Annotated in this window: 23 protein-coding genes; 9 read left to right on the top strand and 14 right to left on the bottom strand. The window is 67.8% G+C overall.

Annotated features, from left to right (window positions below):
* Positions 1-70: 70 nt before the first annotated feature.
* The 12 genes from GM672_RS07800 to GM672_RS07745 form a co-directional block, all read right to left on the bottom strand.
* Positions 71-4,309, bottom strand: a complete 4,239-nt coding sequence (locus GM672_RS07800) for a two-component regulator propeller domain-containing protein (RefSeq protein ID WP_155469966.1) — start codon at positions 4,307-4,309, stop codon at positions 71-73.
* A complete protein-coding gene (locus GM672_RS07795; RefSeq protein ID WP_155469965.1) occupies positions 4,306-5,475 on the bottom strand; it encodes a patatin-like phospholipase family protein in 1,170 nt (389 codons plus the stop codon). The genes GM672_RS07800 and GM672_RS07795 overlap by 4 nt, the downstream gene beginning before the upstream one ends.
* Before the next feature lie 108 nt (positions 5,476-5,583).
* On the bottom strand, positions 5,584-7,380 hold the full coding sequence (gene ggt / locus GM672_RS07790) for a gamma-glutamyltransferase (RefSeq protein WP_155469964.1): 1,797 nt from the start codon (positions 7,378-7,380) through the stop codon (positions 5,584-5,586).
* 72 nt (positions 7,381-7,452) lie between these two features.
* Positions 7,453-8,211, bottom strand: a complete 759-nt coding sequence (locus tag GM672_RS07785) for an SDR family NAD(P)-dependent oxidoreductase (protein ID WP_155469963.1) — start codon at positions 8,209-8,211, stop codon at positions 7,453-7,455.
* A gap of 92 nt (positions 8,212-8,303) precedes the next feature.
* Entirely contained in the window at positions 8,304-8,882 is a 579-nt protein-coding gene (locus GM672_RS29720; protein ID WP_155469962.1) for a hypothetical protein, read from the bottom strand.
* 140 nt (positions 8,883-9,022) lie between these two features.
* Positions 9,023-11,179 (bottom strand): sodium-translocating pyrophosphatase, encoded by a 2,157-nt coding sequence (locus tag GM672_RS07775; RefSeq protein WP_155469961.1) that lies wholly within the window; start codon positions 11,177-11,179, stop codon positions 9,023-9,025.
* 177 nt (positions 11,180-11,356) lie between these two features.
* The gene (gene adk, locus GM672_RS07770) at positions 11,357-12,013 is read right to left on the bottom strand and encodes an adenylate kinase (protein ID WP_155469960.1); all 657 of its coding nucleotides are present in this window, start codon (positions 12,011-12,013) and stop codon (positions 11,357-11,359) included.
* A 121-nt stretch (positions 12,014-12,134) separates the two neighbouring features.
* A complete protein-coding gene (gene kdsB / locus GM672_RS07765) occupies positions 12,135-12,884 on the bottom strand; it encodes a 3-deoxy-manno-octulosonate cytidylyltransferase (protein WP_170299974.1) in 750 nt (249 codons plus the stop codon).
* Positions 12,885-12,892: 8 nt separating this feature from the next.
* The gene (locus GM672_RS07760) at positions 12,893-13,069 is read right to left on the bottom strand and encodes a Trm112 family protein (RefSeq protein WP_107141303.1); all 177 of its coding nucleotides are present in this window, start codon (positions 13,067-13,069) and stop codon (positions 12,893-12,895) included.
* Positions 13,050-14,096: a tetraacyldisaccharide 4'-kinase gene (gene lpxK, locus GM672_RS07755; RefSeq protein ID WP_155469958.1), complete on the bottom strand. Its 1,047-nt coding sequence runs from the start codon at positions 14,094-14,096 to the stop codon at positions 13,050-13,052. The genes GM672_RS07760 and lpxK overlap by 20 nt, the downstream gene beginning before the upstream one ends.
* 71 nt (positions 14,097-14,167) lie before the next feature.
* Positions 14,168-14,590 (bottom strand): ExbD/TolR family protein, encoded by a 423-nt coding sequence (locus tag GM672_RS07750; RefSeq protein ID WP_155469957.1) that lies wholly within the window; start codon positions 14,588-14,590, stop codon positions 14,168-14,170.
* Positions 14,591-14,612: 22 nt separating this feature from the next.
* Positions 14,613-15,218 carry a MotA/TolQ/ExbB proton channel family protein gene (locus GM672_RS07745; RefSeq protein ID WP_155469956.1) on the bottom strand — a complete coding sequence of 202 codons (606 nt, stop codon included), beginning with the start codon at positions 15,216-15,218 and terminating at the stop codon, positions 14,613-14,615.
* A gap of 1,067 nt (positions 15,219-16,285) precedes the next feature.
* Here GM672_RS07745 and xseA point away from each other — a divergent pair.
* The 3 genes from xseA (at position 16,286) to mgrA (ending at position 19,467) form a co-directional block, all read left to right on the top strand.
* On the top strand, positions 16,286-17,638 hold the full coding sequence (gene xseA, locus GM672_RS07740; protein WP_155469955.1) for an exodeoxyribonuclease VII large subunit: 1,353 nt from the start codon (positions 16,286-16,288) through the stop codon (positions 17,636-17,638).
* Positions 17,639-17,757: 119 nt separating this feature from the next.
* Positions 17,758-18,336, top strand: a complete 579-nt coding sequence (sodB, locus tag GM672_RS07735; protein ID WP_155469954.1) for a superoxide dismutase [Fe] — start codon at positions 17,758-17,760, stop codon at positions 18,334-18,336.
* A gap of 87 nt (positions 18,337-18,423) precedes the next feature.
* Positions 18,424-19,467: an L-glyceraldehyde 3-phosphate reductase gene (gene mgrA, locus GM672_RS07730; protein WP_155469953.1), complete on the top strand. Its 1,044-nt coding sequence runs from the start codon at positions 18,424-18,426 to the stop codon at positions 19,465-19,467.
* 6 nt (positions 19,468-19,473) lie between these two features.
* On the opposite strand, the gene GM672_RS07725 is transcribed toward mgrA, so the two are convergent.
* Positions 19,474-20,217, bottom strand: coding sequence for an SDR family oxidoreductase (locus GM672_RS07725; RefSeq protein WP_188915979.1), 744 nt, complete (start codon positions 20,215-20,217; stop codon positions 19,474-19,476).
* Between the two features lie 99 nt (positions 20,218-20,316).
* Between GM672_RS07725 and GM672_RS07720 the strand changes: the two genes are divergently transcribed.
* On the top strand, positions 20,317-21,234 hold the full coding sequence (locus tag GM672_RS07720) for a LysR family transcriptional regulator (RefSeq protein ID WP_155469951.1): 918 nt from the start codon (positions 20,317-20,319) through the stop codon (positions 21,232-21,234).
* A gap of 77 nt (positions 21,235-21,311) precedes the next feature.
* Positions 21,312-22,358: an SDR family oxidoreductase gene (locus tag GM672_RS07715; protein WP_155469950.1), complete on the top strand. Its 1,047-nt coding sequence runs from the start codon at positions 21,312-21,314 to the stop codon at positions 22,356-22,358.
* Between the two features lie 69 nt (positions 22,359-22,427).
* Here the strand turns inward: GM672_RS07715 and GM672_RS07710 are convergent, their stop codons facing one another.
* Entirely contained in the window at positions 22,428-22,835 is a 408-nt protein-coding gene (locus GM672_RS07710; RefSeq protein ID WP_155469949.1) for a hypothetical protein, read from the bottom strand.
* A gap of 218 nt (positions 22,836-23,053) precedes the next feature.
* On the opposite strand from GM672_RS07710, the gene GM672_RS07705 reads away from it, so the two are divergent.
* The 4 genes from GM672_RS07705 to GM672_RS07690 form a co-directional block, all read left to right on the top strand.
* Positions 23,054-23,320 carry a DUF4148 domain-containing protein gene (locus tag GM672_RS07705; RefSeq protein ID WP_155469948.1) on the top strand — a complete coding sequence of 89 codons (267 nt, stop codon included), beginning with the start codon at positions 23,054-23,056 and terminating at the stop codon, positions 23,318-23,320.
* 3 nt (positions 23,321-23,323) lie between these two features.
* A complete protein-coding gene (locus GM672_RS07700; RefSeq protein WP_155469947.1) occupies positions 23,324-24,754 on the top strand; it encodes an efflux transporter outer membrane subunit in 1,431 nt (476 codons plus the stop codon).
* A 54-nt stretch (positions 24,755-24,808) separates the two neighbouring features.
* Positions 24,809-25,303, top strand: coding sequence for a MarR family winged helix-turn-helix transcriptional regulator (locus GM672_RS07695; protein WP_155469946.1), 495 nt, complete (start codon positions 24,809-24,811; stop codon positions 25,301-25,303).
* Between the two features lie 26 nt (positions 25,304-25,329).
* Positions 25,330-26,301: FUSC family protein (locus GM672_RS07690; RefSeq protein ID WP_170299973.1), on the top strand; the 972-nt coding region annotated here is incomplete at its 3' end.

The following is a 26,301-nucleotide window of genomic DNA, read 5'->3' as shown; positions in this document are numbered from 1 at the left end:
CTTTTCGTACGCCACTAATAATTGATCCACCATCATGCCCGCTCCCGGCCTGCCTGTAAATGCGCACACATTAGGGCACGACGATCCGGCCCAGCACCTGGTGCAGGCGCGGCAGCTTGTGCCGGATCGCCGGCCACAGGGCGCGGTCGGCGGCCCGTTCCAGTTCCGAGCACAGGCTGTGCAGCTCCTGGTCCTGCAGGTAGGCGGCGCTGCCCTTCATGCCGTGGAACAGGCGGCCGGCCGCGTCGGCATCGAGCGCCGCCAGGGCCGCATCAAGTTCGTCCAGGCGTCCCGGCAAATCGGCGATGAAGGCGTCGCGCAGGCGCAGGCGCAAGGCTTCGGCGGCCGCGCGGCCGGCATCGGCGGGGGCCTCGGCCGGCGCGGAAGCAGCGGCCAGGCCGGGCGGCGTGTCGGCCGCGGGGTTGATGCCCAGCGTGTCGACGCCGAACATCGCATCGAGTTCGGCCACCGTCGGCGGATTCGCCTGTATCCGCCCCGGCATGGGCGACAGCGGCACACCCCGGGCCAGCTGGCGCTCGATGGCGCGCGCCAGCTGGAAGTGCAGCGCCCGTTCGTCGATCGGCTTGGTGAGGAAGTCGTCCATGCCGGCGGCCAGGTAGCGGCTGCGGTCCTCCTCGCTGACATTGGCCGTCAGCGCGACGATCATCAGGCCCTGGTCGCGCACGGGCGCCTCGGGCGGGCCGCCGGCGCGGATCAGGCGCGTGGCGGCGGGGCCGTCCATTTCCGGCATGCGCCCGTCCATCAGAATCAGGTCGTAGCGCGTGTGGGCGCAGGCGGCGACGGCCAGCGCGCCGTTGCCGGCGATGTCGACCTTGTGGCCCAGTTCCTCCAGCATCATGCGGATGATGATCTGGTTGGTGGGGAAATCCTCGGCGCACAGCACCTGCAGCTGGTGGCTGTGCGGCTCGCGCGGCACGTGCGGCACCAGCGGCGGCGCGATGCCCCGGCACAGGGGCAAGGTGAAGCTGAACACGCTGCCCACGCCGGGCGTGCTGACCGCGCCGATGACCCCGCCCATCAGCTCCACCAGCTGGCGGCAGATGGCCAGGCCCAGGCCCGTGCCGCCATAGCGGCGCGTGGTGGTGGCGTCGGCCTGTTCGAACTTCTCGAACAGGCGTGGCAGCTCCTCCTCGGGGATGCCGATGCCGGTGTCCTCGACGGTGAAGCGGATCCTGCTGCAGCCGGCGTCGTCCAGGCCCAGGTGCTCGACCCGCAGCGTGACCTGGCCGCGCTGGGTGAACTTGAAGGCATTGCCGACCAGGTTGACCAGCACCTGGCGCAGCCGGGTCGGGTCGCCCACGACAAAGGGCGGCAGGTCGTGGCCGAATTCGACGCGGAAGTCGATGCTGTGCGCGGCGGCCTGCTCCTCGAACAGGCTGACGACGTTTTCCACCGCCGCCGCCAGCGCGAAATCGATCCGTTCCACCGTCAGCTTGCCCGCCTCGATCTTCGAGAAGTCCAGCAGGTCGTTGATGATCGACAGCAGGGCCTGGGCATTGGCCTGGCCCCGCTCGATCTGCTCGCGCGTGCTGCTGGCCAGCTTGTCGTCGCGCAGCGCGAAGCCCAGCATGCCGATCACGCCGGCCAGCGGCGTACGCATCTCGTGGCTCATATTGGCCAGGAACTCGGACTTCTGGCGCGTCGCGTCCTCGGCCTTCTGGGCCGCGTGGCTGAGGCGCTCGTCGCGCTGCTCCAGCTCGCGCTTCTGCTCAAGCAGCATGCGGTTCTTCATTTCCACTTCGGCCGTGCGCAGGCTGACCTGCTGTTCCAGCCGCGTGTGCTGGCGGCTCAGCACGCGCACGCGCGCGCGGTACAGTGCCAGCCCCGCGCCCAGTACCGACAGCACGCACAGGGCGCGGAACCACCAGGTTTTCCACACGGGCGGGAGGATGGTGATCGACAAGGTCACCGGCTCGCTCCACACGCCGTCCTTGTTGGCCGCCTTGACGCGGAACACATACTGGCCCGGATCGAGGTTGGTGTAGGTGGCGAAGCGCTTGTCGGCGTCCGTGCTGACCCAGTCGCGGTCGAAGCCGATCAGCTGGTAGGCGAAGCGGTTGCGCTGCGGCGCTGCATAGTGCAGCGCGGCGAATTCGAGCGAAAACACGGAATCGTCCTGGCCCAGCGCCAGCGAGCGGGTGTACTCGATCGCCCGTGGCAGCACGACCCGCCCGGCGTCGTCTTCCTGGCCCGGGCGCAGCGAGCGGTTGAAGATCTGGAAGTCCGTGATGACGACGGGCGGCGCCATCGTGTTCGAGCGGATCGCGGCCGGGTCGAAGGCCGTGATGCCGTTGAAGCCGCCGAAGTACAGGGTGCCGTCCTGCGCAGCCAGCGCCGAGCCGTCGAAGTAGGCGCCTTCGATGGTGCCGTCCACGCCGGAGTAGTTGTTGATGCGCCCCGTGGCCGGGTCCAGGCTGGACACGCCGGTATTGGTGGACAGCCACAGCTTGCCGCTCCGGTCGGGCAGGATGGCGGCGATGGCGTCGTCGGCCAGGCCGTCCTTGCGCAGGTAGCGCGTGAAACGCACGCTGCCGTCGGCCTGGCGCTCCATCCGGTTCAGGCCAGAGGCGGTGCCGACCCACAGCACGCCCTTGGCATCCTGGTGCAGGTAGTGCACTTCATTGTGACTGAGGCTGGTCGGTTCGTCCGGGTCGTGACGGTAATGGCGGAACTGGCCAGTGCGGTGGTCCAGCATGTCCAGGCCGTTGAAGGTGCCCACCCACAGGTTGCCGGCGCGGTCCTCCAGCAACGGGCGTACCACGTTGTCCGACAGGCTGTGCGGATCGGCCGGGTCGTGGCGGAACACCAGCACGCCGCCGCTGGCCGGGTCGAGCCGCACCAGACCCGCCCTGCTGGCCACCCACAGCATGCCGGCACGGTCCTGGTGCAGGTAGCGCACGACATCGGTGTCGGCGTCGCCGCGCGAGAGCTGCAGGGGGCCGAAGCTGCGCGTTTCCGTATCGAAGCGGTGCACGCCCATGCGCGAGCCGACCCACAGCGTGCTGCCGGCGCCGCGCCACAAGGCCGTGACCTGGCGCGAGCCGATACGGCCTTCGCCGCGGGGCAGCTGCCAGGCCGTGTTCTCGCCGCTGACGGGGTCGTGCAGGCTCAGGCCCTCGTTATTGCCGATCCACAGCCGGCCGTCGCCCGCTTCGGCAATGGCCAGCACGCGGTTGTCGGTGAGCGAGCGGGCCTGGTCGGGCTGCTTGACGAGCCGGGCAAAGCCGCCGCTGGCCAGGTCGACCCGGCTCACGCCGTTGTACCAGGTGCCCACCCACAAGGTGCCGACCCGGTCGCGGAACAGGGCCGAGACGAAATCGTCGGCCAGGCTGTGCGGGTCCGACACCTGGTGCCGGTACTGCACGAAGCGCGCCGTGTCGCCCTGCCAGCGCAGCAGGCCCTGGTTGCGCATGCCGACCCACACGGTGCCGTCGCCGTCCTGGAAGATGGCCGCCACGCTGCCCGGCTGCACGCCGTGGCTTTCGTCAAGGCGCTGGCGGCGCGGCTCGATATTGCCCGGGCCCGGCTGCCAGCGCTCCAGCCCCTCGTGGGTGCCGACCCACAAGGCGCCGTCGCGGTCCACCAGCAATGCCTGCGCTGCCAGGGGCCGGCCCGACGGCGACGCCACCGCGTAGTGGCGGAAGCCCTGGGCGCCCGGCACCAGCAGGCTGACGCCGGCCGGAGTGCCGATCCACAGCCGGCCGGCACGGTCGCGCGCCAGCGCATTGACCTGGTCGTGCCGCAGGCTGTGCGGATTGGCCACCTCGTTATGCCAGACGGTGAAGGTGCCCGTGGCGGGATCGAAGCGCTGCAGGCCGTCGGCCGTGCCGACCCACAGGCCGCCGGTGCCGTCGTCGATGATGGCGCGCACATGGCGATTGCCGTTGCCGCGCTGCTCCGGCTCGTCCGGCCGGTAGTGCGTGAAGCGCTGCGTCAGCGGGTCGAAGCGGTCCAGGCCATTATCGGTGCCGACCCACATGCGCCCGACCGGATCGATATGCACCACCCGCACCCAGTTCTCGGCCAGGCTGTGGGGATCGGACAGCGAATGCCGGTAAACCACGGTGCGGTAGCCGTCGAAGCGCGACAGGCCGCCCTGGCTGCCGAACCACATGAAGCCCTGGCGGTCCTGGGCGATGGAGAGCACCGATTCCTGGGCCAGGCCGTCGGCCACGTTGAGCTGCTCGAAGCGCAGGGTGCGCGCCGGCGCGGCCGAAGCCAGCGCGGCCGCCAGCAGCAGCGCGGCGGCCACGAACCACACCAGCAGGCGGCGCGACAGCATGTTCATGAGCCGAAGAAGGCCAGCACGTCGGCGCGGCGCGCATGGGTGTCGTGCTGGCCCAGGCGGATCAGCTCATTGGTGTAGCTGGCCTCGAACAGCAGGTAGGAGGCCAGCGCGGCGCCCCGTGCCTCGGTCGCGCCGATCCCCGAGAGCAGCGTGCGCACGGGCGCCGGCAGGCTGCCGATATGGCGCGTGGCCAGGTCGTCGAGCCGTTCGGACGGCGCGATCACCAGCAGTTCCACGGGCCTGAGGGGGGTGTTCTCCAACAGCTCGGGCGGCAGCACGGACAAGGTCTTGTTGATGCGGTTCAGCCGCTCGATGTCGACGGCCAGGCTGTCCAGGAAGATCGACGACATGGCGTGGCCGGCGATCTGCGCCACGCTGGGGTAGCGCGCCGATTCCGTCACCTGGCGCGGCGACTCGGTGAGCCGCCCGGCCCCCACCACCAGCACCTTTGTCGCGCCCAGGTGGATGGCCGGCGAGATGGGCGCGAGCTGGCGCATCGAGCCGTCGCCGCAGTATTCGCGGCGCCCGCCCAGGTACAGGGGCGTGGCCGGGAAGATGAAGGGAATGGCGGACGACGCCAGCAGGTGCTCGACGCCGATCTGGTCCTGCAGCGCCACGCGCTGCATGCGTACCCACGGCGCGATCTCGGCGGCGGTCTGGTAGAAGGTCAGGTGCTGGCCGCCCGTGTACGACGAGGCCGTGACGGCCAGCGCGTGCAGCAGGCCTTCCTGCAGCACGCTGTCCAGGCGCGGCAGGTCCAGCATGCGGTGCAGCAGGTCGGCCAGCGGCGTGTTGTCCAGCAGGGAGCTGGGCGGCGCGGCGCGCCATTTGCGCAGCAGCCAGCCGAACGACAGCAGGGAGAGCCAGCGCGCGCCGGAACGCAGCACGCCCAGCGAGTCGGCCCGGTAGACCTGCTCGACGGCGATATGGGACCATACGTCGAAGAGCTTGTGCACGCTTTCGCCGAAATTGTCGGCGCGGCAGGCCAGCGCCGCGGCATTGATGGCGCCGGCGGACGTGCCGCAGATGATCTGGAACGGATTGCGGGCGGGCGGCCAGCCGGCATCGCACAGGATCTCGGAGATGGCCTGCAGGACGCCGGCCTGGTAGGCGGCACGGGCGCCGCCGCCGGTCAGGATCAAACCGGTCTTCTTTTTCATTCCCATTTACCAAGGGTAACACGGAGCGGTGCCGCCGGGAGCCTCCCGGCCCCGCCCTTTCGCCCCGGTGGCGTGGCGGCGCAACACGGTGCCGCGCGCGCCGTCAGCCCGCCCTCATTCACCGCGCACGATGCCTTCGCGGCGCGGGTCGGCGCCGCCGAACCAGGCATCGCGGCCATTGCGGACGATGCGCTGGATGCCCTGCAGGCCGGAGTTCTGGTCGAACTGGCGCACTTCGTGGCCGCGCGCCCTCAGCTGCTGCACGACGGCCTCGGGAAAGCGCCCCGCTTCCAGTTCCGTGGGGCCGTTGCGGCTGCCGAAATTGGGCAGGCTGATGGCCTGCTGCACGTCCAGGTTCCAGTCCAGGGTGCCGACCAGCACCTTGGCCACGTAGTTGATGATGGCCGAGCCGCCCGGCGAGCCCGTGGCCAGCACCAGCTTGCCGCTGGCCTTGTCGAATACCAGCGTGGGCGACATGGCGCTGCGCGGGCGCTTGCCCGGCTGGACGCGGTTGGCGATCGGGCCGTTCTCGTCGGCCGCATCGAAGGAGAAGTCCGTCAGCTGGTTGTTCAGCATGAAGCCGTCCACCATCTGGCGCGAGCCGAAGGCATCCTCGACGGAGGTCGTCATCGACAGGCCGTTGCCGTACTGGTCGACCGCCACCAGGTGCGACGTGGAAGGCTTGTCCAGCGCCGTATCGCGCCCCCAGGCCACCTGCATGCCCTGCGGCGTGCCGGCCCGCGCGCTGCCCATCGACTGGGTGCCGATCAGGGCGGCGCGCTGCGCCAGGTAGCGCTTGTCGATCAGCGCGGCCACGCCGCGTCCGGGCAGGGGCACGAAGTCCGTGTCGGCCACGTAGCGGTTGCGGTCCGCATAGGCCAGCCGGCCCGCTTCCGTGAACAGGTGCACGGCCTGGGCGTCGGGCACGCCGGCCACGGGCGGGTGGGCGCCGATGGCGGTGCTCTCCAGGATGCCCAGCATTTCGGCGATGGCGATGCCGCCCGAGGATGGCGGCGGCGCGCCGCACACCTTCCACTTGCGGTAGTCGCTGCAGACGGGATCGCGCTCCTTGGCCTGGTAGCCGGCGATATCGCGGGCCGTCAGCAGGCCCGGGTTGGTAGGGTGATTGGCAACCTTGGCGGCGATGTCGCGCGCGATGCGCCCCTTGTAGAAGGCATCCGCCCCGCCGCGCGCCACCTCGCGCAGCACCTGGGCCAGCGCGGGGTTCTTCAGCAGGTAGCCGACCGGGCGTGGCTGGCCCGCCGCGTCGTAGAAATAGGCTGCCGCCACGCTGTCGCGCGTCAGGCGCTTCTGGTCGTAGCGCAGCAGCGCGTTCAGGCGCGGGCTGACCTTGAAGCCGCCCTCGGCCAGCTCGATGGCGGGGCCGAACAGGGTGGCCCACGGCAGCTTGCCGTGCTGGCGGTGCGCCATCTCCAGCATGCGCAGCACGCCCGGCGCGCCGGTGGAGCGCCCGCCGACGATGCCCGTCTCGCGCGACACGGGCCTGCCGTCCTCGCCCAGGAACAGCCGCTCGGTGGCGGCCATCGGCGCCGTCTCGCGCCCGTCGTACGAGCGCACGGTCTTGCCGTCGAAGAGCATCAGGAAGGCGCCGCCGCCGATGCCGGACGATTGCGGCTCCACCAGGGTCAATACCATCTGCGTGGCCACGGCCGCGTCCACGGCGCTGCCGCCCTGCTTCAACATCCGGTAGCCCGCTTCGGTGGCCAGGGGATTGGCCGCCGCCACCATGAATTTTTCGGCCGTCCAGCCGGATTTTTCGGCGTAGCCGGTGGCGATTTCGGGCGCGGCCTGGCGCGTCTCCTGGGCCCACGCCGGGGCGGCAAGGGAGACGGCGAGCGGCAAGGCGCACCACAGGGCTGCCAGCAGGGCCGGCGATTTCGAACTTTTCATCTTCACTCCGCGAAAAAAACGAGCGCGCCGACCGCAGGCGGTGGGCGCGCTCCTCGACAGCGGAATGCTACTCTATTTCGGCTGCATGCGGATGGCACCGTCCAGGCGGATGGTCTCGCCGTTGAGCATGACGTTCTCGATGATGGCCCGCGCCAGCTGGGCGTATTCGTCCGGTTTGCCCAGCCGCGGCGGGAACGGCACCATCTTGCCCAGCGCGTCCTGCACCTCGGCCGGCATCCCCAGCAGCATCGGCGTTTCAAAAATGCCGGGAGCGATCGTCATCACGCGGATGCCGCTGCGGGACAGGTCGCGCGCCATCGGCAGGGTCATGCCCGCCACGGCCGCCTTGGATGCGGCATAGGCGGCCTGGCCGATCTGGCCGTCGAAGGCCGCGACGGATGCCGTGTTGATGATGACGCCCCGCTCGCCCTGTTCCGCCGCCGCCGTGCGGCCCATTGCATCGGCCGCCAGGCGGCACATATTGAAGGTGCCGACCAGGTTGATGTTGACGGCGCGCTGGAACACGTCGAGCGGATGCGGGCCGTCCTTGCCCACCGTTTTCACCGCCGGTGCGACGCCGGCGCAGTTGACCAGGCCGCGCAGGGTGCCCAGCGCGACGGCGGCGGCGACAACGGCCTGACCATCGGCCTCGGACGTCACGTCGCAGCGCACGAACGTGCCGTTCAGTTCGCGCGCGAGGGCCTCGCCCGCCTCCACCTGCACGTCGGCCAGTACCACCTTGCCGCCGGCACCGGCCAGCATGCGCGCCGTCGCCGCGCCCAGTCCGGACGCGCCGCCCGTGATGATGAATACGTTATCGCTGATCTGCATAGGGTTCGTCTCCTTCGTCTGTGTGGGTTGTGACGTTTACGTAAACGTCAACTCACGACTATTGTAGCGCGCGGCGGGAGCCGTGCGAACCCTCACATGCAGGTGACGAAGCCGCCGCTGCTGTTGCACAGGCGCCCCGTGGGGCTGATCAGTACCTTCGAGCCGTTGTATGGCGTGCCGGCCGCGTCCCGGCAGCCGGTTGCGCCGCAGTTGACGGGGCGTGGCGCGCCCGGTGGCGGCGTGCCGAAGGCGCCCGGGGCATAGGTGCCGGGCGGTGTGGGTGGCGTGGCCGGTACGGTGCCGACGGGGCCGGGCCTGGGGGCCAGCTGAAAAAGGGGTGCGGGCGGGGACGCGGGCGTTTGCGCCATCGTTTCGGCCGCGGTTTCGTCCCGTGTCACGGCCGGCGCGGCCATGCGGGGCGTGGGTGTGACCTCCTGCGGCACCGGGCGGCGCGGGATGGGCCGGCGCGTCGGCGCCGTGCGGCACGGTTCGACGGCCAGCGCACGCCCGTCCGGACGCAGTTTGCAGACGGGCAGGCGGGCGTAGGCAGCGCGGTCAAGCGCTTCCGGCCCGGCCGGTGCGGCGTGGACGATGGGCAAGCACGGCAGCAGCGCCGCCAGCATGGCGGCGCCCAAGCCGCGACGGATGGGATGGCAGGTGGGGCGGTACACGGCGGCTCCAGCAAAGGCTCGGTAGGCCGATGATAGCCGCCGCATCCGGCGGGCGCCGCACCGTTGCCGGCCGCGCCGCCCGCCGTTCGCCAACCACCGTTCGCCAACCGCCGTTCGCCGACCGCCGTTCGCGACGTATGTCAGCGCTGCGCGGCCGGCGCGGGCACCTGCCCCGGCACGGCCGCCACCTTCTCCACCTGCGCCTTGGCCGGGCCGTGCGCCAGCAGCGGTTCGGCCGTCACGGCCAGCCAGCCGGTGGTGGGCAGGAGCGGTACCAGCAGCAGCGCGACGATATTGATGATCTTGATCAGGGGGTTGACGGCCGGCCCGGCCGTGTCCTTGTACGGGTCGCCCACCGTATCGCCCGTGACGGCGGCCTTGTGCGCGTCCGAGCCCTTGCCGCCATGGTTGCCGTCCTCGATATACTTCTTGGCGTTGTCCCAGGCGCCGCCGCCGGTGGTCATCGAGATGGCGACGAACAGGCCCGTGACGATTGTCCCCATCAGCATGCCGCCCAGCGCGGCGGGCCCCAGCAGCATCCCGACCAGAACCGGCACGACCACCGGCAGCAGCGACGGAATGATCATCTCGCGGATCGCCGACGCCGTCAGCATGTCCACGGCCTTGTCGTATTCGGGCCGGCCGCTGCCGTCCATGATGCCCTTGATGTCGCGGAACTGGCGCCGCACCTCGACGACGACGGCGCCGGCCGCGCGCCCGACGGCCTCCATCGCCATCGCGCCGAACAGGTAGGGAATCAGCCCGCCGATGAACAGGCCCACGATCACCATCGGGTTGGACAGGTCGAAGGTCATGCTCTTGCCGACCGATTCCAGCGCGTGCGTGTAGTCCGCGAACAGCACCAGCGCGGCCAGGCCGGCCGAACCGATGGCATAGCCCTTCGTGACGGCCTTGGTGGTGTTGCCGACGGCGTCGAGCGGGTCGGTGATGGCGCGCACCGAGTCGGGCATGCCGGACATCTCGGCGATACCGCCGGCGTTATCGGTGATGGGGCCGTAGGCGTCCAGCGCGACGATGATGCCGGCCATCGACAGCATCGACGTGGCGGCGATGGCGATGCCATACAGGCCGGCCAGCTTGAACGACACGAGGATGGCCACGCACACGGCCAGCACGGGCCAGGCGGTGGACTTCATCGACACGCCCAGGCCGGCGATGATATTGGTGCCGTGGCCCGTCGTGGAGGCGTCGGCGATATGGCGCACGGGCTTGAAGTCGGTACCCGTGTAGAACTCCGTGATGTAGACCATCAGCCCCGTCAGCACGATGCCGACGACGGTGGCGCCCATCATCTTCCAGCGCATCGTGTCGTCCGTCCACAACAGCCACGTGACGACGGCAAAGCCGATCAGGGACAGTATCGCGGCCCACCACAGCCCCGTGTACAGGGCCGACATGATCTTCTTGCCAGGCTTGGCCTTGACGAACAGGCAGCCGACGATGGAGGCCAGGATCGACACGGCGCCCAGCAGCATCGGATACAGGATGGCTTCCTGCGGCGCGTCGGAGATCATCAGGGCGCCCAGCAGCATCGTCGCGATCAGCGTGACGACATAGGTCTCGAACAGGTCGGCCGCCATGCCGGCGCAGTCGCCCACGTTGTCGCCCACGTTGTCGGCGATGACGGCCGGGTTGCGCGGGTCGTCCTCGGGAATGCCCGCCTCGACCTTGCCGACCAGGTCGGCGCCGACATCGGCGCCCTTCGTGAAGATGCCGCCGCCCAGGCGCGCGAAGATGGAAATAAGCGAGGCGCCGAAGGCCAGGCCGATCAGGGGCTTGATGACGTCATGCGGGGTGGTTGCCGGCGCCGGGTAGCCGCCGACGGCGAAGCTGGTGAGGAGCCAGTAGAACAGCGCCACGCCAAGCAGGCCAAGGCCGACGACCAGAAGGCCCGTGATGGCGCCGCCCCGGAAGGCGACGTTCAGGGCCTCGTTCATGCCGACCGACGCGGCCTGCGCCGTGCGTACATTGGCCCGCACCGACACGTTCATGCCGATGAAGCCGCAGGCCCCGGACAGCACGGCGCCGATCAGGAAGCCCAGCGCCGTCTGGACGCCCAGCAGGAAGAAGATGGCAAGGAGCAGGATGACGCCGACGATGCCGATGGTCCGGTATTGCCTGGCCAGGTAAGCCCCCGCCCCCTGCTGGATCGCCGTGGCGATTTCCTGCATGCGCGCATTGCCCGCATCCTGCCCCAGTATCCAGCTGCGCGACCACAGCCCGTACACGACGGCGATGACGCCGCACGCCACAGCAAACCACAGACCAGCTGCCATATGTCCCCCTGTTGGTGTCAAATCCAAGCAAACAAAACGAACTTCAGAAAACCGCCCCGGCAACGCCGGGAACGGCCAACCAAACTACGCACTGCGAAACCTGAGATTCGGCCAACGGGGGCCTCGTGCCGCGCGGGGGGCACGAAAAAAAAGCGGGCCCGCAAGGCCCGCCCGGTGTTACTGCGCCAGCGCCGTGAACGCGCGGTCGCGGATTTCCTCGACGGGTCCGACACCTTCGATGCGGCGGTATTGCGGTGCCATCGGGTCGCCCGACCGGGCCCACTCGTTGTAGTAGCCCAGCAGGACTTCGGTCTGGTTGTGATACACGTCCAGGCGCTTCTTGACCGTTTCGGCGCGGTCGTCGTCGCGCTGCACCAGCGGCTCGCCCGTCACGTCGTCGACACCGTCCACTTTCGGCGGGTTGAACTTGACGTGGTAGACGCGGCCCGAGCCTGGGTGGCAGCGGCGGCCGTCCATGCGCTCGACGATCGATTCGTCCGGCACGGCGATCTCCAGCACGTAGTCGATCTTCACGCCGGCATCCTTCATGGCGTCGGCCTGGGCGATGGTGCGGGGGAAGCCGTCGAACAGGTAGCCGTTGGCGCAGTCGGCCTCCTTCAGGCGATCCTTCACCAGGCCGATGATGATGTCGTCGGACACCAGCTGGCCAGCGTCCATGACCTTCTTGGCGGCGATGCCCAGTTCGCTTCCGGCCGCGATGGCGGCACGCAGCATGTCGCCAGTCGAAATCTGAGGAATGTTGTACTTTTCCTTGATGAAGTTGGCCTGGGTGCCCTTGCCGGCGCCGGGAGCTCCTAACAGAATGAGACGCATGAAAATTCCTAGAACGTTTTTAATAATATGGAAAGTGTGTCAGGGTTGTGACGAAACTTACCACAAAACGCCGCCCCAACGCCACCTTGGGAGCGCATTTGCCACGCAAAATGATCGAAGCTCAGGCGAAGTGACGTCGCACCCGTTCCAGGTCTTCCGGCGTGTCGACGCCGGCGGCCGGAGCTGCGTCAGTGACGTGCACGGCAATAGGATGGCCGTGCCACAGCACGCGCAGCTGTTCCAGCGCCTCGATGCCCTCCAGCGGCGACTGTTCCAGCCCGGGGTAGGCCTGCAGAAAGTCGTTGCGGTAGGCGTACAGGCCGATATGGCGCAGCGGCCGGTACCCGGCCGGCAGCGTGTCGCGGCTGACGGCAAAGGCGTCGCGCGCCCAGGGGATGGTGGCGCGGCTGAAATACAGCGCGCGGCCATGGCGGTCCAGCACCACCTTCACCACATTCGGGTTGAAGGCGTCGGCCGCCGTGTCGATCGGGTGGGCGCAGGTGGCCATCGGCACGTCGGCGCCGATGCGCGCCGCGCAGGCGGCCAGCAGGGCCGGGTCGATCAGCGGTTCGTCGCCCTGCAGGTTGACCACCACCGCATCGGCCGGCAGCGCCAGCGCGCGCGCCACTTCGGCGATACGGTCGGTGCCGGATGGATGGTCGGCGCGCGTCATGCCCACGTCGATGCCGTGGGCCTCGCAGGCGGCGCGGATCGATTCATGGTCGGTGGCGACGATGATGCGTTCGGCGCCCGCCGCGCGCGCGCGCTCGGCCACGCGCACGATCATCGGCTTGCCGCCAAGGTCGGCCAGGGGTTTGTTCGGTAGCCGGGTCGAGGCCAGGCGGGCGGGAATGATGACGGTGAACGACACGGCCGGCCTTATTCGACCGTGTCCTGCAAGGTGCGGGCCTCGTCGGCCCACATGATGGGGATGCCGTCACGGATCGGGAAGGCCAGGCGGTCGCCGCGGCAAATCAGTTCCTGGGCCTTTTTATCGTGCACCAACGGGCCCTTGCAGACAGGGCAGACCAGGATATCAAGCAAACGTGCGTCCACGGCATTTCTCCACAATGTGTTCGGCCAGCGCGCCATCGATGCGCGCCGCGACCGGAACGACCCACAGCCGGGGATCGTTTCTCAGTTCTTCAATTTGCGCACATTTTACTGCATCCTTCTCCGTCATCAAGATCACGTCCGCGTCCAGCGCGCCGAAGGGATTGTCGAGGAAGTCGTGGTGGTCCGGCAGGGCCAGCTCGGTGCAGCGCAGGCCGGCCGCGGCCAGCATGCCGAAGAAGCGCGCCGGGTTGCCGATGCCGGCCGCCGCGACGAACTTGCCGGGCCGGGCCGCCAGCGCCGCCAGGCTCACGCGCTCGTGCCGGTTGGCCAGCCGCTCGGCCACGTCGCCCTGCAAGGTCATCTGGAATACGGGGCCGCCGTTGGCCGTGCGCCCGGCCAGCCGGGCCGTCAGCTGGGGCGTGTTGACCACCGTGACATCGCGCCGGCGCGACGGCGGCTCGCGCAGGGGGCCGGCCGGCAGGGTCCAGCCGTTGCCCGTGCCGCGCCCGTCGAACAGCACGATCTCGACATCGCGCCGCAAGGCGTAGTGCTGCAGGCCGTCGTCGGTGACGATGACGTCCACCTGCGGATGGGCCGCCAGCAGCGCCCTGCCCGCCTCGACCCTGTCGCGTCCCACGACGACGGGGCAGCCGGCCCGCGTGGCGATCAGCACGGGCTCATCGCCCACCTCGGCAGGGGTGGACAGGGCCGTCACGGGCCGGGGTGCGCTGCCCTTGCCGCCGCTTTTTGCCCCATGCCCGCGCGAGACGACACCCGGCGTCAGTCCGGCCGCCTGCAACTGCTGCACCAGCCAGATCGTCAGCGGCGTCTTGCCGGTCCCGCCGATAAAGATATTACCGACGACGACAACAGGCACGGGCAGGCCCGCCGCACGGAGCACGCCCGCCCGGTACAGCAGGCGGCGCAGGGCCGTGAGCGCGCGAAACAGCAGCGACACGGGATACAGCGCGCAGGCCAGCGGGCCGCGCCGCAGCCAGGCGCGGGTGATGGTGGTTTCGAGGGACATGGGATTCAGGTGGATGACGCGGCGCAGTAGGGGCGCAGTGCGGGCGCAATACGGGGGCAGTACGGGCGGCCTTACTTGGCCACGCCCGACTGCGCGGCGAATGTCAGGCGATCGAAACCGGCGATGCGGGCCGCCTCCATCACGTTGACGACCATCTGGTGCATCGCGAACTGGTCGGCATTGACCACCACGACCGGATTGGCGCCGGCCTTGGCGGCACTGCGCAGCGCCTGCGCTAGGCCGTTCACGTCGCGGAACGATACGGGCACCTTGTTGACCGTGTAGTTGCCCTTGGCGTCGACGGTGACGTCGATCTGGTCAGGCTGCTCCACCGCCTTCTCCGCGTCGGCCGTTGGCAGCGTGATCTGCAGTTCCGTGAACTTGCTGTAGGTCGTCGTCACCATCAGGAAGATCAGGATCACCAGCAGCACGTCGATGAACGGAATCAGGTTGATCTCCGGGTCCTCGCGGCGCTGTCCTTTGCGGAAGTTCATGGCTTGCCTTTCGCGTCCGTCGTCATTTGCGGGAGTTGTGCACGACGTCGACGAAGCGCACGGCCTGCTGCTCCATCTGGATGACGAAGCTGTCCACCAGCGCGCGGAAGTGGCGGTAGAACACGAGGGTGGGCATGGCGATGGCCAGGCCGAAGCCCGTGTTGTACAGCGCCACGGAAATGCCGTGGGCCAGCTGGGCCGGGTTGGTGCCGGTGGCGTCCTGGGCGCCGAAGATCTCGATCATGCCGACCACGGTGCCGAACAGGCCCATCAGCGGCGCCAGGGTGGCGATGGTGCCCAGGGTCGTCAGGAAGCGCTCCAGGGTGTGGGCCACGCCGTTGCCGGCCTCCTCGATCGATTCCTTCATCACGTCGCGCGGCGCGTCGATGTTGCGCAACGCGGCCGACAGCACGACACCCAGCGGCGAGCTGCTTTCCAGCTTGTCGATGATGTCCGGCGTGACGGTGCCGCTGCGGTAGATGCGCACCACTTCGTCCAGGGTGCTGGGCGGCAGGATGCGCGCGCGGCGCAGCGACAGCAGGCGCTCGACGATCAGGGCGGTGGCGACGATGGATGCGATCAGCAGCAACCAGATCGGCCAACCCGCGGCTTGGAAGATGGACAGCAAGACAGGCTCCTTGAAGAGGCAACGGCGTGATAAAGCGGGATCAGACGCGCAATGTAGCCTGTTGGGCCGCGCTCGGCAAGTGCGTCCAAACCAGGAGCAGTCCCCTGTTTTCAAGAAACTTCGCCTCGCCTCGGATCGCCCAGAAGCGCCCTCTTCTTCACAGTTTCTGTGGAAAAGATTGTGAGGAACCGCAAGGAATCTGCGCAAGCTATTGATTTGATTGATATTTACAAAACTGCATAAATTTACGGCAGGCCCTGCCTAGCCCGCGTCTGTGCGCTTCTTCACATTTTCTGTGGACAATATTGTGAGCAATGGCAGCATGCAGCATACAAGTGATTGATTTGATTCAAAATTGTTGAGATGCACAAAATACTCGCAGCGGACGGATGAGCACATGTCTGCTTGTGTTCGGTTCTGCACATAAATTGTTGATAAGACTGTTGGCAATGCTGCTGGCCTCTCGATAAGTCTCTGATTACATTAATGAAAATCGATCCGCTCAAAACTTGGGCATTGTGGGCAAACAGTGCCGAAACTGGCCGAAACGGTGCTTGTCCACAGGCGGTAGGGCCCTTCTGCACACAAACTGTGGACAATACTGTGCGCAAGCCCACTGGGAAGGTCCAAGTACCTTGATTTATAAGGATAATTTGTTACCGCCCGGTTTTTAGGCAGCCCCTTCGCTCGCACCCACGCCCCTGCGGCCCGCCGTACTTACAGGCGTTCTGCACAACTTCTGTGGATAAAATTGTGGGGAAAGGCATGACGACCAGGCCAAGCCTTTGATTTGCAACACTAAAGTATCCTTGCGGCATTTTTCGGCACCTGTTCCCAAGTTATCCCAACTTGCTCACAAATTCTGTGGATATCTTTGTGCGTAACAGGGGGCGCTCTCGGCAAAGTCCTTGATATGTAAGAGTATTCTTACAGTGCACGCTAATGCAGCAAACAGGTTTACCTTTAAAAATCAGATGTTTACAAAAACACCTTGCAGCAAAACGAGAGATATGACATAAGCATGACCGCTCCATGACAGTGTGGATAGCCTGAAAGAAAACGCCCCCATGACCCCACCCGACCCCGCTTTCGAACAACCCGCCGTCATCACGGTCAGCGCGCTGAACCAGGCCGTCGGCCGCCTGCTGGAACGCTCGTTCCCGCTGACGTGGATCGCCGGCGAGATCTCGAACTTCACCCGTGCCAGTTCCGGCCACTGGTATTTCACGTTGAAGGACGACGGCGCCCAGGTGCGCGCCGTGATGTTCCGGGGCCGCGCCCAGTATGCCGGCTTCACGCCCCGCGAAGGCGACAAGGTGGAGGTGCGCGCCCTCGTCACCCTGTACGGTCCCCGCGGCGACTACCAGATCAACGTGGAGGCGATCCGCCGCGCCGGCGTGGGCGCCCTGTTCGAAGCCTTCCTGCGCCTGAAGGACAAGCTGACGGCCGCCGGCCTGTTCGACGAGGAACGCAAGCGCCCACTCCCCCTGTTCGCCCGCACCGTCGGCATCGTCACGAGCCCGCAGGCGGCCGCGCTGCGTGACGTGCTGACGGCCCTGCGCCGTCGCGCCCCCCACGTGCGGGTGGTGCTGTATCCGACCCTGGTGCAGGGCCAGCTGGCGGCCGACCGCATCGCCGAAGCCATCGACACGGCATCGAACCGGGCCGAAGTGGACGTGCTGATCGTCTGCCGGGGCGGCGGCAGCATCGAGGACCTGTGGAGCTTCAACGAGGAAGCGGTGGCATATGCCATCGCCAACTGCAGCATGCCCGTCATTTCCGGCGTCGGCCACGAGACGGATTTCACCATCGCCGACTTCGCCGCCGACCTGCGTGCAGCCACGCCGACGGCCGCGGCCGAACTGGCCGTCACGCCCCGGGGCGACTGGCTGGCCTCGCTGCGCGCCGATGCCAACGACCTGCGCCGGGCCATGCGCCGCAGCCTGGACGACGCCGCGCAAAGCCTGGACCACGCGTCGCGGCGCTTGCTCAGTCCGTCCGCCCAGATCCGCCAGCAGCGCCTGAAGCTGCTGGCGTTGTCGACGGCGATGATGCACGCCAACCGCGCGCCGCTGAACCTGGCGCGCCACACACTGGAAAAACTGGCCGGCCGCCTGGGCGCGCGCCGCCCCGACACGCGGCCGGTGCGGGCCCACCTGGCGGCACTGCAACACCGCTGCGCGGCGCGCATGGACGCGGGCCTGCGCCAGCGACGCGAGGCGCTGGCTGCCCTGTCGGCGCAGCTGGAACTGCTCAATCCGCAGCGCACGCTGGAGCGGGGCTATGCCATCGTCACGGACAGCAAGGGTGCCATCCTGCGCTCGCCCCGCCAACTGCACCCGCGCGAGGCCGTGACGCTGCGGCTTGCCGAAGGCAGTGCCCAGGTCGAGATCGCTTCCGTGCAGCCGGCCCTGGATTAGGCCATCGGCGGCTTGACCGCACGTTTTGCAGGGGCTTTCAGCACCCGCCCGGCCGACGCATTACAATAGTGGACGATTGCGCAAGAATAATCTTCTGTACAAACCAAAAGGAAACAAATATGGAACATACCCTGCCGCCACTGCCGTACGCGATGGACGCCCTGCAGCCGCACATCTCCCAGGAAACCCTGGAATACCACTACGGCAAGCATCACCAGGCCTATGTGACGAACCTGAACAACCTGATCAAGGGCACCGAGTACGAGAACCTGTCCCTGGAAGAGATCATCAAGAAATCCTCCGGAGGCGTGTTCAACAACTCGGCCCAGGTGTGGAACCACACCTTCTACTGGAACTGCATGGCACCGAACGCCGGCGGCCCGGCCACCGGCGCCGTCGCCGATGCGATCAACGCCAAGTGGGGCTCGTTCGACAAGTTCAAGGAAGAGTTCAGCAAGTCCTGCGTCGGCAACTTCGGTTCCGGCTGGACCTGGCTGGTGAAGAAGGCCGACGGCACCGTCGACATCGTCAACACGTCGAACGCCCAGACGCCGCTGACCACCCCCGACACCCCGCTGCTGACCTGCGACGTGTGGGAACACGCGTACTACGTCGACTACCGCAACGCCCGTCCGAAATACGTCGAGACGTTCTGGAACCTGGTCAACTGGGAATTCGTGAACAAGCAGTTCGCGTAAAGCGCCTGCCGTTCGCCTGAAAAGCTCGCCCCGGCGGGCTTTTTTTATTTGTCCGATAATCAGCCCTTCCCCACCACGTACGACGCCATGACCTATACCGCCTCACGCCACCGCTACGACGACATGCCCTACCGCGCCTGCGGCCACAGCGGCCTGAAACTGCCCCTGATGTCATTGGGGCTGTGGCACAACTTCGGCGACACGACGTCGCTGGCCACCCAGCGCGACATGCTGCGTACGGCGTTCGACCACGGCATTACCCACTTCGACCTGGCCAACAACTACGGCCCGCCCTACGGCAGCGCGGAGACCAATTTCGGCCGCCTGTTCAAGGACGATTTCCGTCCCTACCGCGACGAACTGATCGTCTCGACCAAGGCCGGCTGGGACATGTGGCCCGGCCCCTACGGCCAGGGCGGCGGCTCGCGCAAGTACGTGCTGGCCAGCCTGGACCAGAGCCTGAAGCGCATGGGCCTGGAGTACGTCGACATCTTCTACTCGCACCGCTTCGATCCGGACACGCCACTGGAAGAAACCATGGGCGCGCTGGCCCACGCCGTCCAGCAGGGCAAGGCCCTGTACGTGGGCATCTCGTCCTACTCCGCCGAGAAAGCGGCCGAGGCCAAGCGCTTGCTGGCCGAGTGGAAGGTGCCGCTGCTGATCCACCAGCCTTCCTACAATATGCTGAACCGGTGGATCGAGACGGAAGGCCTGCTCGACACCCTGGGCCAGGAAGGCATCGGCTGCATCACCTTCACGGCGCTTGCCCAAGGCATCCTGTCGGACAAGTACCTGAACGGCATCCCGCAGGATGCCCGCGTCAACCGCCCCGGCGGCGGCTCGCTGCTGGCTTCGCACCTGTCGGACGAAAACCTGGCGCGGGTGCGGGCGCTGAACGACATCGCCGCCGCGCGCGGCCAGTCGCTGGCGCAGATGGCGCTGGCCTGGGTGCTGCGCGACCCGCGCATCACGTCCACCCTGATCGGCGCCTCGTCGAGCGCGCAGATCCGCGAGAACGTGGGCGCGCTGAAGAACCTGGCGTTCACTGCCGACGAACTGCGCGCCATCGACGCCCAGGCGCAGGAGGGGCATTTGAACCTGTGGGCCGGGTCGTCGGGCAGCAAGGCCTGAGCCCAGTCAGACAATCCCGCCGTTGGCCCGCAAGGTCTGTCCGTTGACCCAGCCGTCCGCCTGCGCCAGGAACGCGACGGCGGCGGCGATATCTTCCGGCTCGCCCAGCCGCTCCAATGGCGCCATCTGCGCCAGGCGCCCGACCTGCTCGGGCGTTTTTCCATCCAGGAACAGCTCCGTGGCCGTCGGTCCCGGCGCCACGGCATTGACGCGGATGTCCTTGCCGCGCAACTCCTTGGCGACGATATTGGTCAAGGTCTCCACCGCCGCCTTGGTGGCCGCGTACACGGCATAGCCCGGCAGCGCCATTCCGATGACGCTGGTGGACAGGTTGACGATGCGCCCGCCAGGCGCCATTCGCGTGGCGGCGGCGCGCAGGGTGTGGAACGTGCCCTTCAAATTGATCGCCACCATCCGTTCGAAGTCGGCGTCGCTCGTGTCGGCCACGTGAGGCAAGGCGGCCGGCGTCACGCCGGCGTTATTGACCAGAACGTCGATCCGGCCGAAGCGGTCGATGGCGGCGTCGAACAGGCGCGTGACGGCAGCGCTGTCGGCAACGTCGGCCTGCACGGCGATGGCGCTGCCGCCCGCCCCTTCGATGGCGGCGACGACGGCCTGCGCATCGGCCGCGCGCCCCGCGTAATTGACAACGACGGCATGACCGTCGGCGGCCAGGCGCCGTGCGATGGCGGCGCCGATGCCGCGCGAAGCGCCCGTGACGATGGCGACTGGTTGTTCGTTAGTGCGCATGGTGTTCTCCGGTGGTTTGTCGATAAGGCAGTATGGCACCGGCATGGATTGGGATAAACAGGGTAGAGTTAGCCTTACTATTCAATAAATCTCAATAATATGGATCGACTCGATGCCATGCGCCTGTTCACCCGGATCGTCGAGCTGGGCGCGTTTACCCGCGCTGCCGACGACCTGAAACTGCCGGCGGCCACGGCCACGCATGCGATCCGCCAGCTCGAAGCCCGGCTGGGCGTGCGCTTGCTGCACCGGACCACGCGCAAGGTGACGCCGACGTCGGACGGCGAGGCCTACTACCAGCGCTGCCTGCGCATCCTGGCCGATGTGGACGAAACGGAAAACGCCTTCGGGCATGGCGGCGCGGCGCCGCGCGGCAAGCTGCGCGTGGATCTCTCCACGGCCGGCAGGGTGTTCGTGCTGCCCCGGCTGCACGAGTTCTTTGCCCGCTATCCCGACATCGAACTGGAAATCGGCCTGGGCGACCGTTTTGTCGACCTGGTGGCCGAAGGTGTCGACTGCGTCATGCGGGTGGGCGCGCTGCGCGACTCCAGCATGGTCGGGCGCCGCGTCGCCACCTTGCCCCAAGTAACGTGCGCCAGCGCCGCCTACCTTGACCGCCACGGTACGCCGGCCACGCTGGAGGACTTGCATGGGCACCAGGCCGTCAACTGGTATGCCGCCGCCAGCGGCCGCATGCTGCCCTTCGAGTTCCTCGTCGATGGCACCGTGCGCAGCGTGCCCCTGCCGGGCAAGGTCAGCGTCAGCGAGGGCGAGGCCTACCTGGCCTGCTGCCTGGGCAGCGCAGGGCTGGTACAGATGCCCCGTTACCGGGTCGCCGCGCTGCTGGCGGCCGGCACCTTGCGCGAAGTGCTGCCCGCATGGCCGCCGGCGGCGCTGCCCGTGACGGTGCTGTACCCGCACCAGCGGCAGCTGTCGCCCCGCGTGCGCGTGCTGGCCGACTGGCTGGCCGAAGTGATGGCGCAGGCCGGCGCCGGCGAGCCGCCGCCAATCTGTTGACGGGTGGAAGCGTACGACGCCGCGCGGCCCCTGCCTGTACGATACAGCGCACATTTGCCACCATAGAGGAGTCCAGCATGCGCTTGAAAAAACTATCGGACCAGGTCATCGTCATTACCGGCGCCACCAGCGGCATCGGCCTGACCACGGCACGCATGGCGGCCGCGCAGGGCGCGAAACTGGTGCTGGCGGCACGCGCCGAGGATGCGCTGCACCAGCTCGAAAAGGAACTGCAATCGTTCGGCACGGAAGCGCTGGTCGTGCCCACCGACGTGGGCGACAAGAGCGACGTGGCGGCGCTGGCCAAGGCGGCCATTGCCCGCTTCGGTCGCATCGACACGTGGGTCAATAATGCCGGCATCTCGATCTACGGCCGCCTGCAGGAAGTGTCCGACGAGGATAACCACCGCCTGTTCCAGACCAATTTCTGGGGCGTCGTCAACGGCTCGATGGAAGCGGTCAAGCACCTGAAGGAGCAAGGCGGCGCGCTGATCAACCTGGGCAGCGAACTGTCCGACGTCTCCGTGCCCCTGCAGGGCATGTATGCGGCGTCGAAGCACGCCGTCAAGGGCTTTACGGACTCGCTGCGGATGGAACTGGAAAAGGACGGGCTGCCCATTGCCGTCACCCTGATCAAGCCGGCCGGCATCGACACGATGTTCGCCCAGCACGCGAAGAATTACATGGACGTGGAGCCCAGCCTGCCGGCGCCCATCTACGCGCCCGAACTGGTGGCGGAGGCCATCCTGTACGCGGCCCAGCACCAGAAGCGCGACGTGGCCGTGGGCGCCGCGTCGAAGGTTTCCGCCGTCGGCGGCTTCCACTTCCCGCGCCTGTTCGACAAGCTGGGCGAGACCCTGCTGTGGAACCAGCAGCGCAGCGATCAGCCCAAGCGCGCGAACCGCAAGGATGCGCTGTATTCGCCCGACACCAGCAAGGAACTGCGCCAGCGCCAGGGCATGAACGGCGTCCACGAAACCTCGCCGTACACCCAGGCCAGCCTGCGCTATAAACCGCTCAGCATTGCCCTGCTGGGCGGCGGCGCGCTGATGGCCGCGTGGATGCTGTCGAAGTCCGCCAGCCGCACGGGCGACGGCGCCGACGCCGACGCACCGCGCAACTGATACCCGGCGCGGGCATGAAAAAAGCCGCGGCCCCGTCAAGGGCCGCGGCTTTTTTATCGAGCCGGCCTGTCAGACGCCGCGTTCGACGTCGTCATCCAGCAGGTCGCCATCCTCGCCCGTGAAGGGGATGGTTTCGATATGGTCGACATTGATGTCGGCCCCGTCCGGCGCCGTCGTGTCGCGCCCGGCGGCAGCCCGTTCGCCCGTGCCGCCCGCGTCGGAATCGCTGTCCAGGTCGGCATCCCCCAGGTCCGGGCCGGCCGTGCCGTTGGCCGTGCCCAGGTCGTCATCTTCATTCGTGCCCAAGTCCAGGTTGGTATCCTCGACCTGCTGGGCCAGGCCGGAGCCGCCCTGCACGTCGCTGCCCGAGTCGGACGTGTCGCTGGGCCCCAGGGCACCGGTGCCGTGGCCACGGCCGAGCACGCGGTCTGGCGCGGTGGGGAAATTGTCTGGATCGAGTGTGCTGGTACCGCTCATGATTGCCTCCTGATTGCATCGCCGCGGCTGCGGCATTGCAATTACTCTAACAAAAGCCCCCGTAACACGTCGCACCCCACGTGTTGCCTGAAAAATGGGGACAGACCCCATTTTTCCGGCAACTCATCACGCATGCCTATCGGCTTCATTGGCAAATTCTATTTCATAAATGTACTATTCATGGATATACTTCTTGCATACCACTCAAGGAGTTCACCATGAAAACCGCTTCCTACCTCGTTGCCGCCCTCGCCCTTGCCACCGCCGGTGCCGCCTTCGGCGCCGAAGACAGCAGCACCACCGCCGCAGCTTCGGCCGCCCCTGTGGCCGCTGCTGCCGCGACTGTCAAGGCCGTGCAGGTCGCCCGTCCGCTGACCCGTGCCGAAGTGCGCGCCCAGGCCATCGAAGCCCGCAGGAACGGCACGATGATCGAAACGGAAGCGGACATGGACGTGGCCCGTACCCGCAACCAGGTAGCCCGCTAAACCATGCCGGGCCTGCGCCTTCCGCTGACGGTGCTGGCCGCCGCGCTGGCGCTGGCCGGCTGTGCCGACATGGGCCATATCGCGCCCCGGTCGCACCCCGTGCCGCCGTCCACGCTGGCGGCGGGCAAGGCGGTGACGGCGGCTGTCGACCCCGCCGCCGAATGGCCCCGCGACACGTGGTGGCAGGCCTTTGGCGACCCCCAGCTGGACCGCCTGATGGCTGCGGCGCTGGCGGACAATCCGACCTTGAAGGTGGCCCAGGCGCGGGTGCGCCAGGCCGAGGCGCTGGCCGGCGTCGCCCGTGCCGGCACCCTGCCCCAGGTGAATGGGACCGTGTCCGGCACGCGCGAGCTGTTTCCCACCCACGGCAGCGCGCCCGCCCCGCTGGCGGGCAGCTGGCAGTGGTACAACTCTGCCACGATGACGGGCTCCTACGACCTGGACCTGTGGGGCCGCCAGCATGACGTGCTGGCCGCCGCCATCGACGAAGCCCATGTGGCGGCAGCGGAAGCGCAGATGGCCCGGCTGGCGCTGCAGGCGGCCATCGTGCGCAATTACGTACAGCTGTGGTACCGCCACGCCTTGCAGGACAGCGTGGCCGAGAACCTGGCACGGCGCCAGCAGATCCTGGCGATCGCCCGCAAGAAGCGTCAAGCGGGCCTCGTCAACGAGATCGACGTGGCGGCCATTGAAACGACACTGCCGGCGGGACGGCGCGAGCACGAGCAGATCGGCGAATCGATCGCACTGCTGCGCAACCAGCTGGCGGCACTGATCGGCAAGGGACCGGGCGACGGCGATGCGATCGCCCGGCCAGCGCCGGCACTACGGACCATGGGCGCCCTGCCGAGCGCGCTGCCCGCCGAGCTGGTGGGACGCCGCCCGGATATCGCCGCCCAGCGCTGGCGCGTCGAGGCGGCCGGCAAGGATATCGATGCAGCCCATGCCGCGTTCTACCCGAATATCAACATCGTCGCTTTCGCGGGCCTGCAGTCGTTCGGCTTTTCCCGCCTGCTCGAGGGTTCGGCGCGGACGATGGGGGTGACGCCGGCCTTGAGCCTGCCCATTTTCGACGGCGGCCGGCTGCGCGGCCAGCTGGGCGCACGCACGGCGGCCTACGACGCAGCGGTGGAACAGTACAACGCCACCGTCGTCCAGGCCCTGGCCGATGTTGCCAATGTGGTAGCAAAGATACAGTCTGCGCAACAGCAGCAAGTGCTTGCCGAGCAGGCTTTGGCGACGGCGCGCCGCGCCGAAACGCTGGCCGACCAGGCCTACAAGGCAGGAATGACGGACTATCTCGGGGTATTGCAGGCGAAACTGGTGTTGCAGAACGAACAGGATCAACTGTTGCGGGTGGTCAGCGAGCGGCTGGAAAACCATGCCAGCCTGATGACGGCACTAGGGGGAGGAATGGAAATTCATTTCCCCTAGTGCAACCCCCTAGTACAATCGGATTTTTCGATTCCCTTGCACAGGAGTGCGTAGATGAGCAGTTTTGACGCGACCAACAAGCGCCTGAAAAACATCCGATCCCGCATTCCGGCGTTCCCGGAAGATTTGATGCGGCTGATGCGCATGACGTATCACGTGCAGAAACGGATGAAGGACCTGTCGAACGCGGCGCTGCGCAAATACGACCTGGTCGACGCCAGCTACATGGTGCTGGCCGTGCTGTACGGCTCGGACAACGAGACGTCGACGGCATCGACCCTGGGCGAGGCGTGCATGGAAAAACCGGCCAACCTGACGCGGGTCTGCAATGACCTCGAATCGCAGGGCCTGGTCGTGCGGGGCAACCGCCCGGGCGACCGCCGCTGCGTGATGATCTCGCTGACCGACGCCGGCCGCGCCCTGATCGAACAGGTGATGCCGGAGGTGTGGCAGCGCACCACCCGCGCCTACGACGGCTTCTCGGCCGAAGACATCCGCCTGCTGGAGAACCTGTTCCTGCGGCAGCTGGAAAACCTGGACAACACTTAACGCGGCTCCCTTGGGGGCCGAACGACATGGCCCCACACAGCACCGTATCATCCGACGCACCCGGCGCGCCCTGGCTGCGCCAGCAGTTCCACCTGTGGGCCCGCAGCGACGGCGAACGCCTGGTCTTCGTTGCCCGCAGCGCCTTCGCCGCCTTCCTGGCCCTGTGGATCGCCTTTCGCCTCGGCCTCGATTCGCCCGGCACGGCGATGACCACTACCTTCATCCTGGCCCTGCCCTCGTCCGGGATGGTGCTGGAAAAAGCCTTCTACCGCCTGCTCGGCACCGCCGTCGGCTGCGCCGCCGCGCTGCTGCTGATCGCCCTGTTTCCCCAGCAGGCGCCCGTGCTGCTGGCGGGGCTGGCCCTGTGGGTCGGCCTGTGCACGGCCGGCGCGGCGATGCACCGCAACCAGCAATCCTACAGTTTCGTGCTGGCCGGTTACACGGCCTGCATGATCGCCGTGCCCGCGCTGGAGCATCCGGCCGGCGTGTTCGCGTCCGCCGTGACGCGCGCCACGGAAGTGGGCCTGGGCGTCATCGTGGCCGCCGTCGTGCACGACGTGCTGTTCCCCCGTCCCCACAGCCGCAACGTGCGGCGCACCGTGCAGGCCCGCTATGAAAGCTTCCTCGCGTTCTGCCGCCAGGTGCTGGAGCAGCGCCTGCCGCCGCAGCAGGCCGAGTTGACCCACCTGCGCTTCGCCGCCGATATCGCCGCGCTGGAATCGGGCCGCGTCGCCGCCTTCTTCGAGACGGGCCATGCGCGCGGCCACAGCCGCCAGTTGCACGCCTTCAACGGCGCCTTCATGACGGCGCTGACCACCTTCCACACCCTGCACCGCCTGCTGCACCGGGCCGATCCTGCCTCGCCCGTGCCGGCGCTGGTGGCGCCCCTGCATGCTGTGCTGGCCGATGCGCTGGCCACGGGTCGCCTTGAAGACCTGCCCGCTGCGCTGGCGGCGCCCGTGGCCGAAGCGCGCGCCGCGCTGGCCGCCCTCGCTGCC

Origin of the sequence: Pseudoduganella buxea (genome assembly GCF_009720835.1) — a bacterium.
Taxonomy (GTDB): Bacteria; Pseudomonadota; Gammaproteobacteria; order Burkholderiales; family Burkholderiaceae_D; genus Rugamonas; species Rugamonas buxea.
The sequence above is the reverse complement of the archived record's forward strand: the minus strand, read 5'-3'. Positions and strand labels throughout refer to the sequence as shown.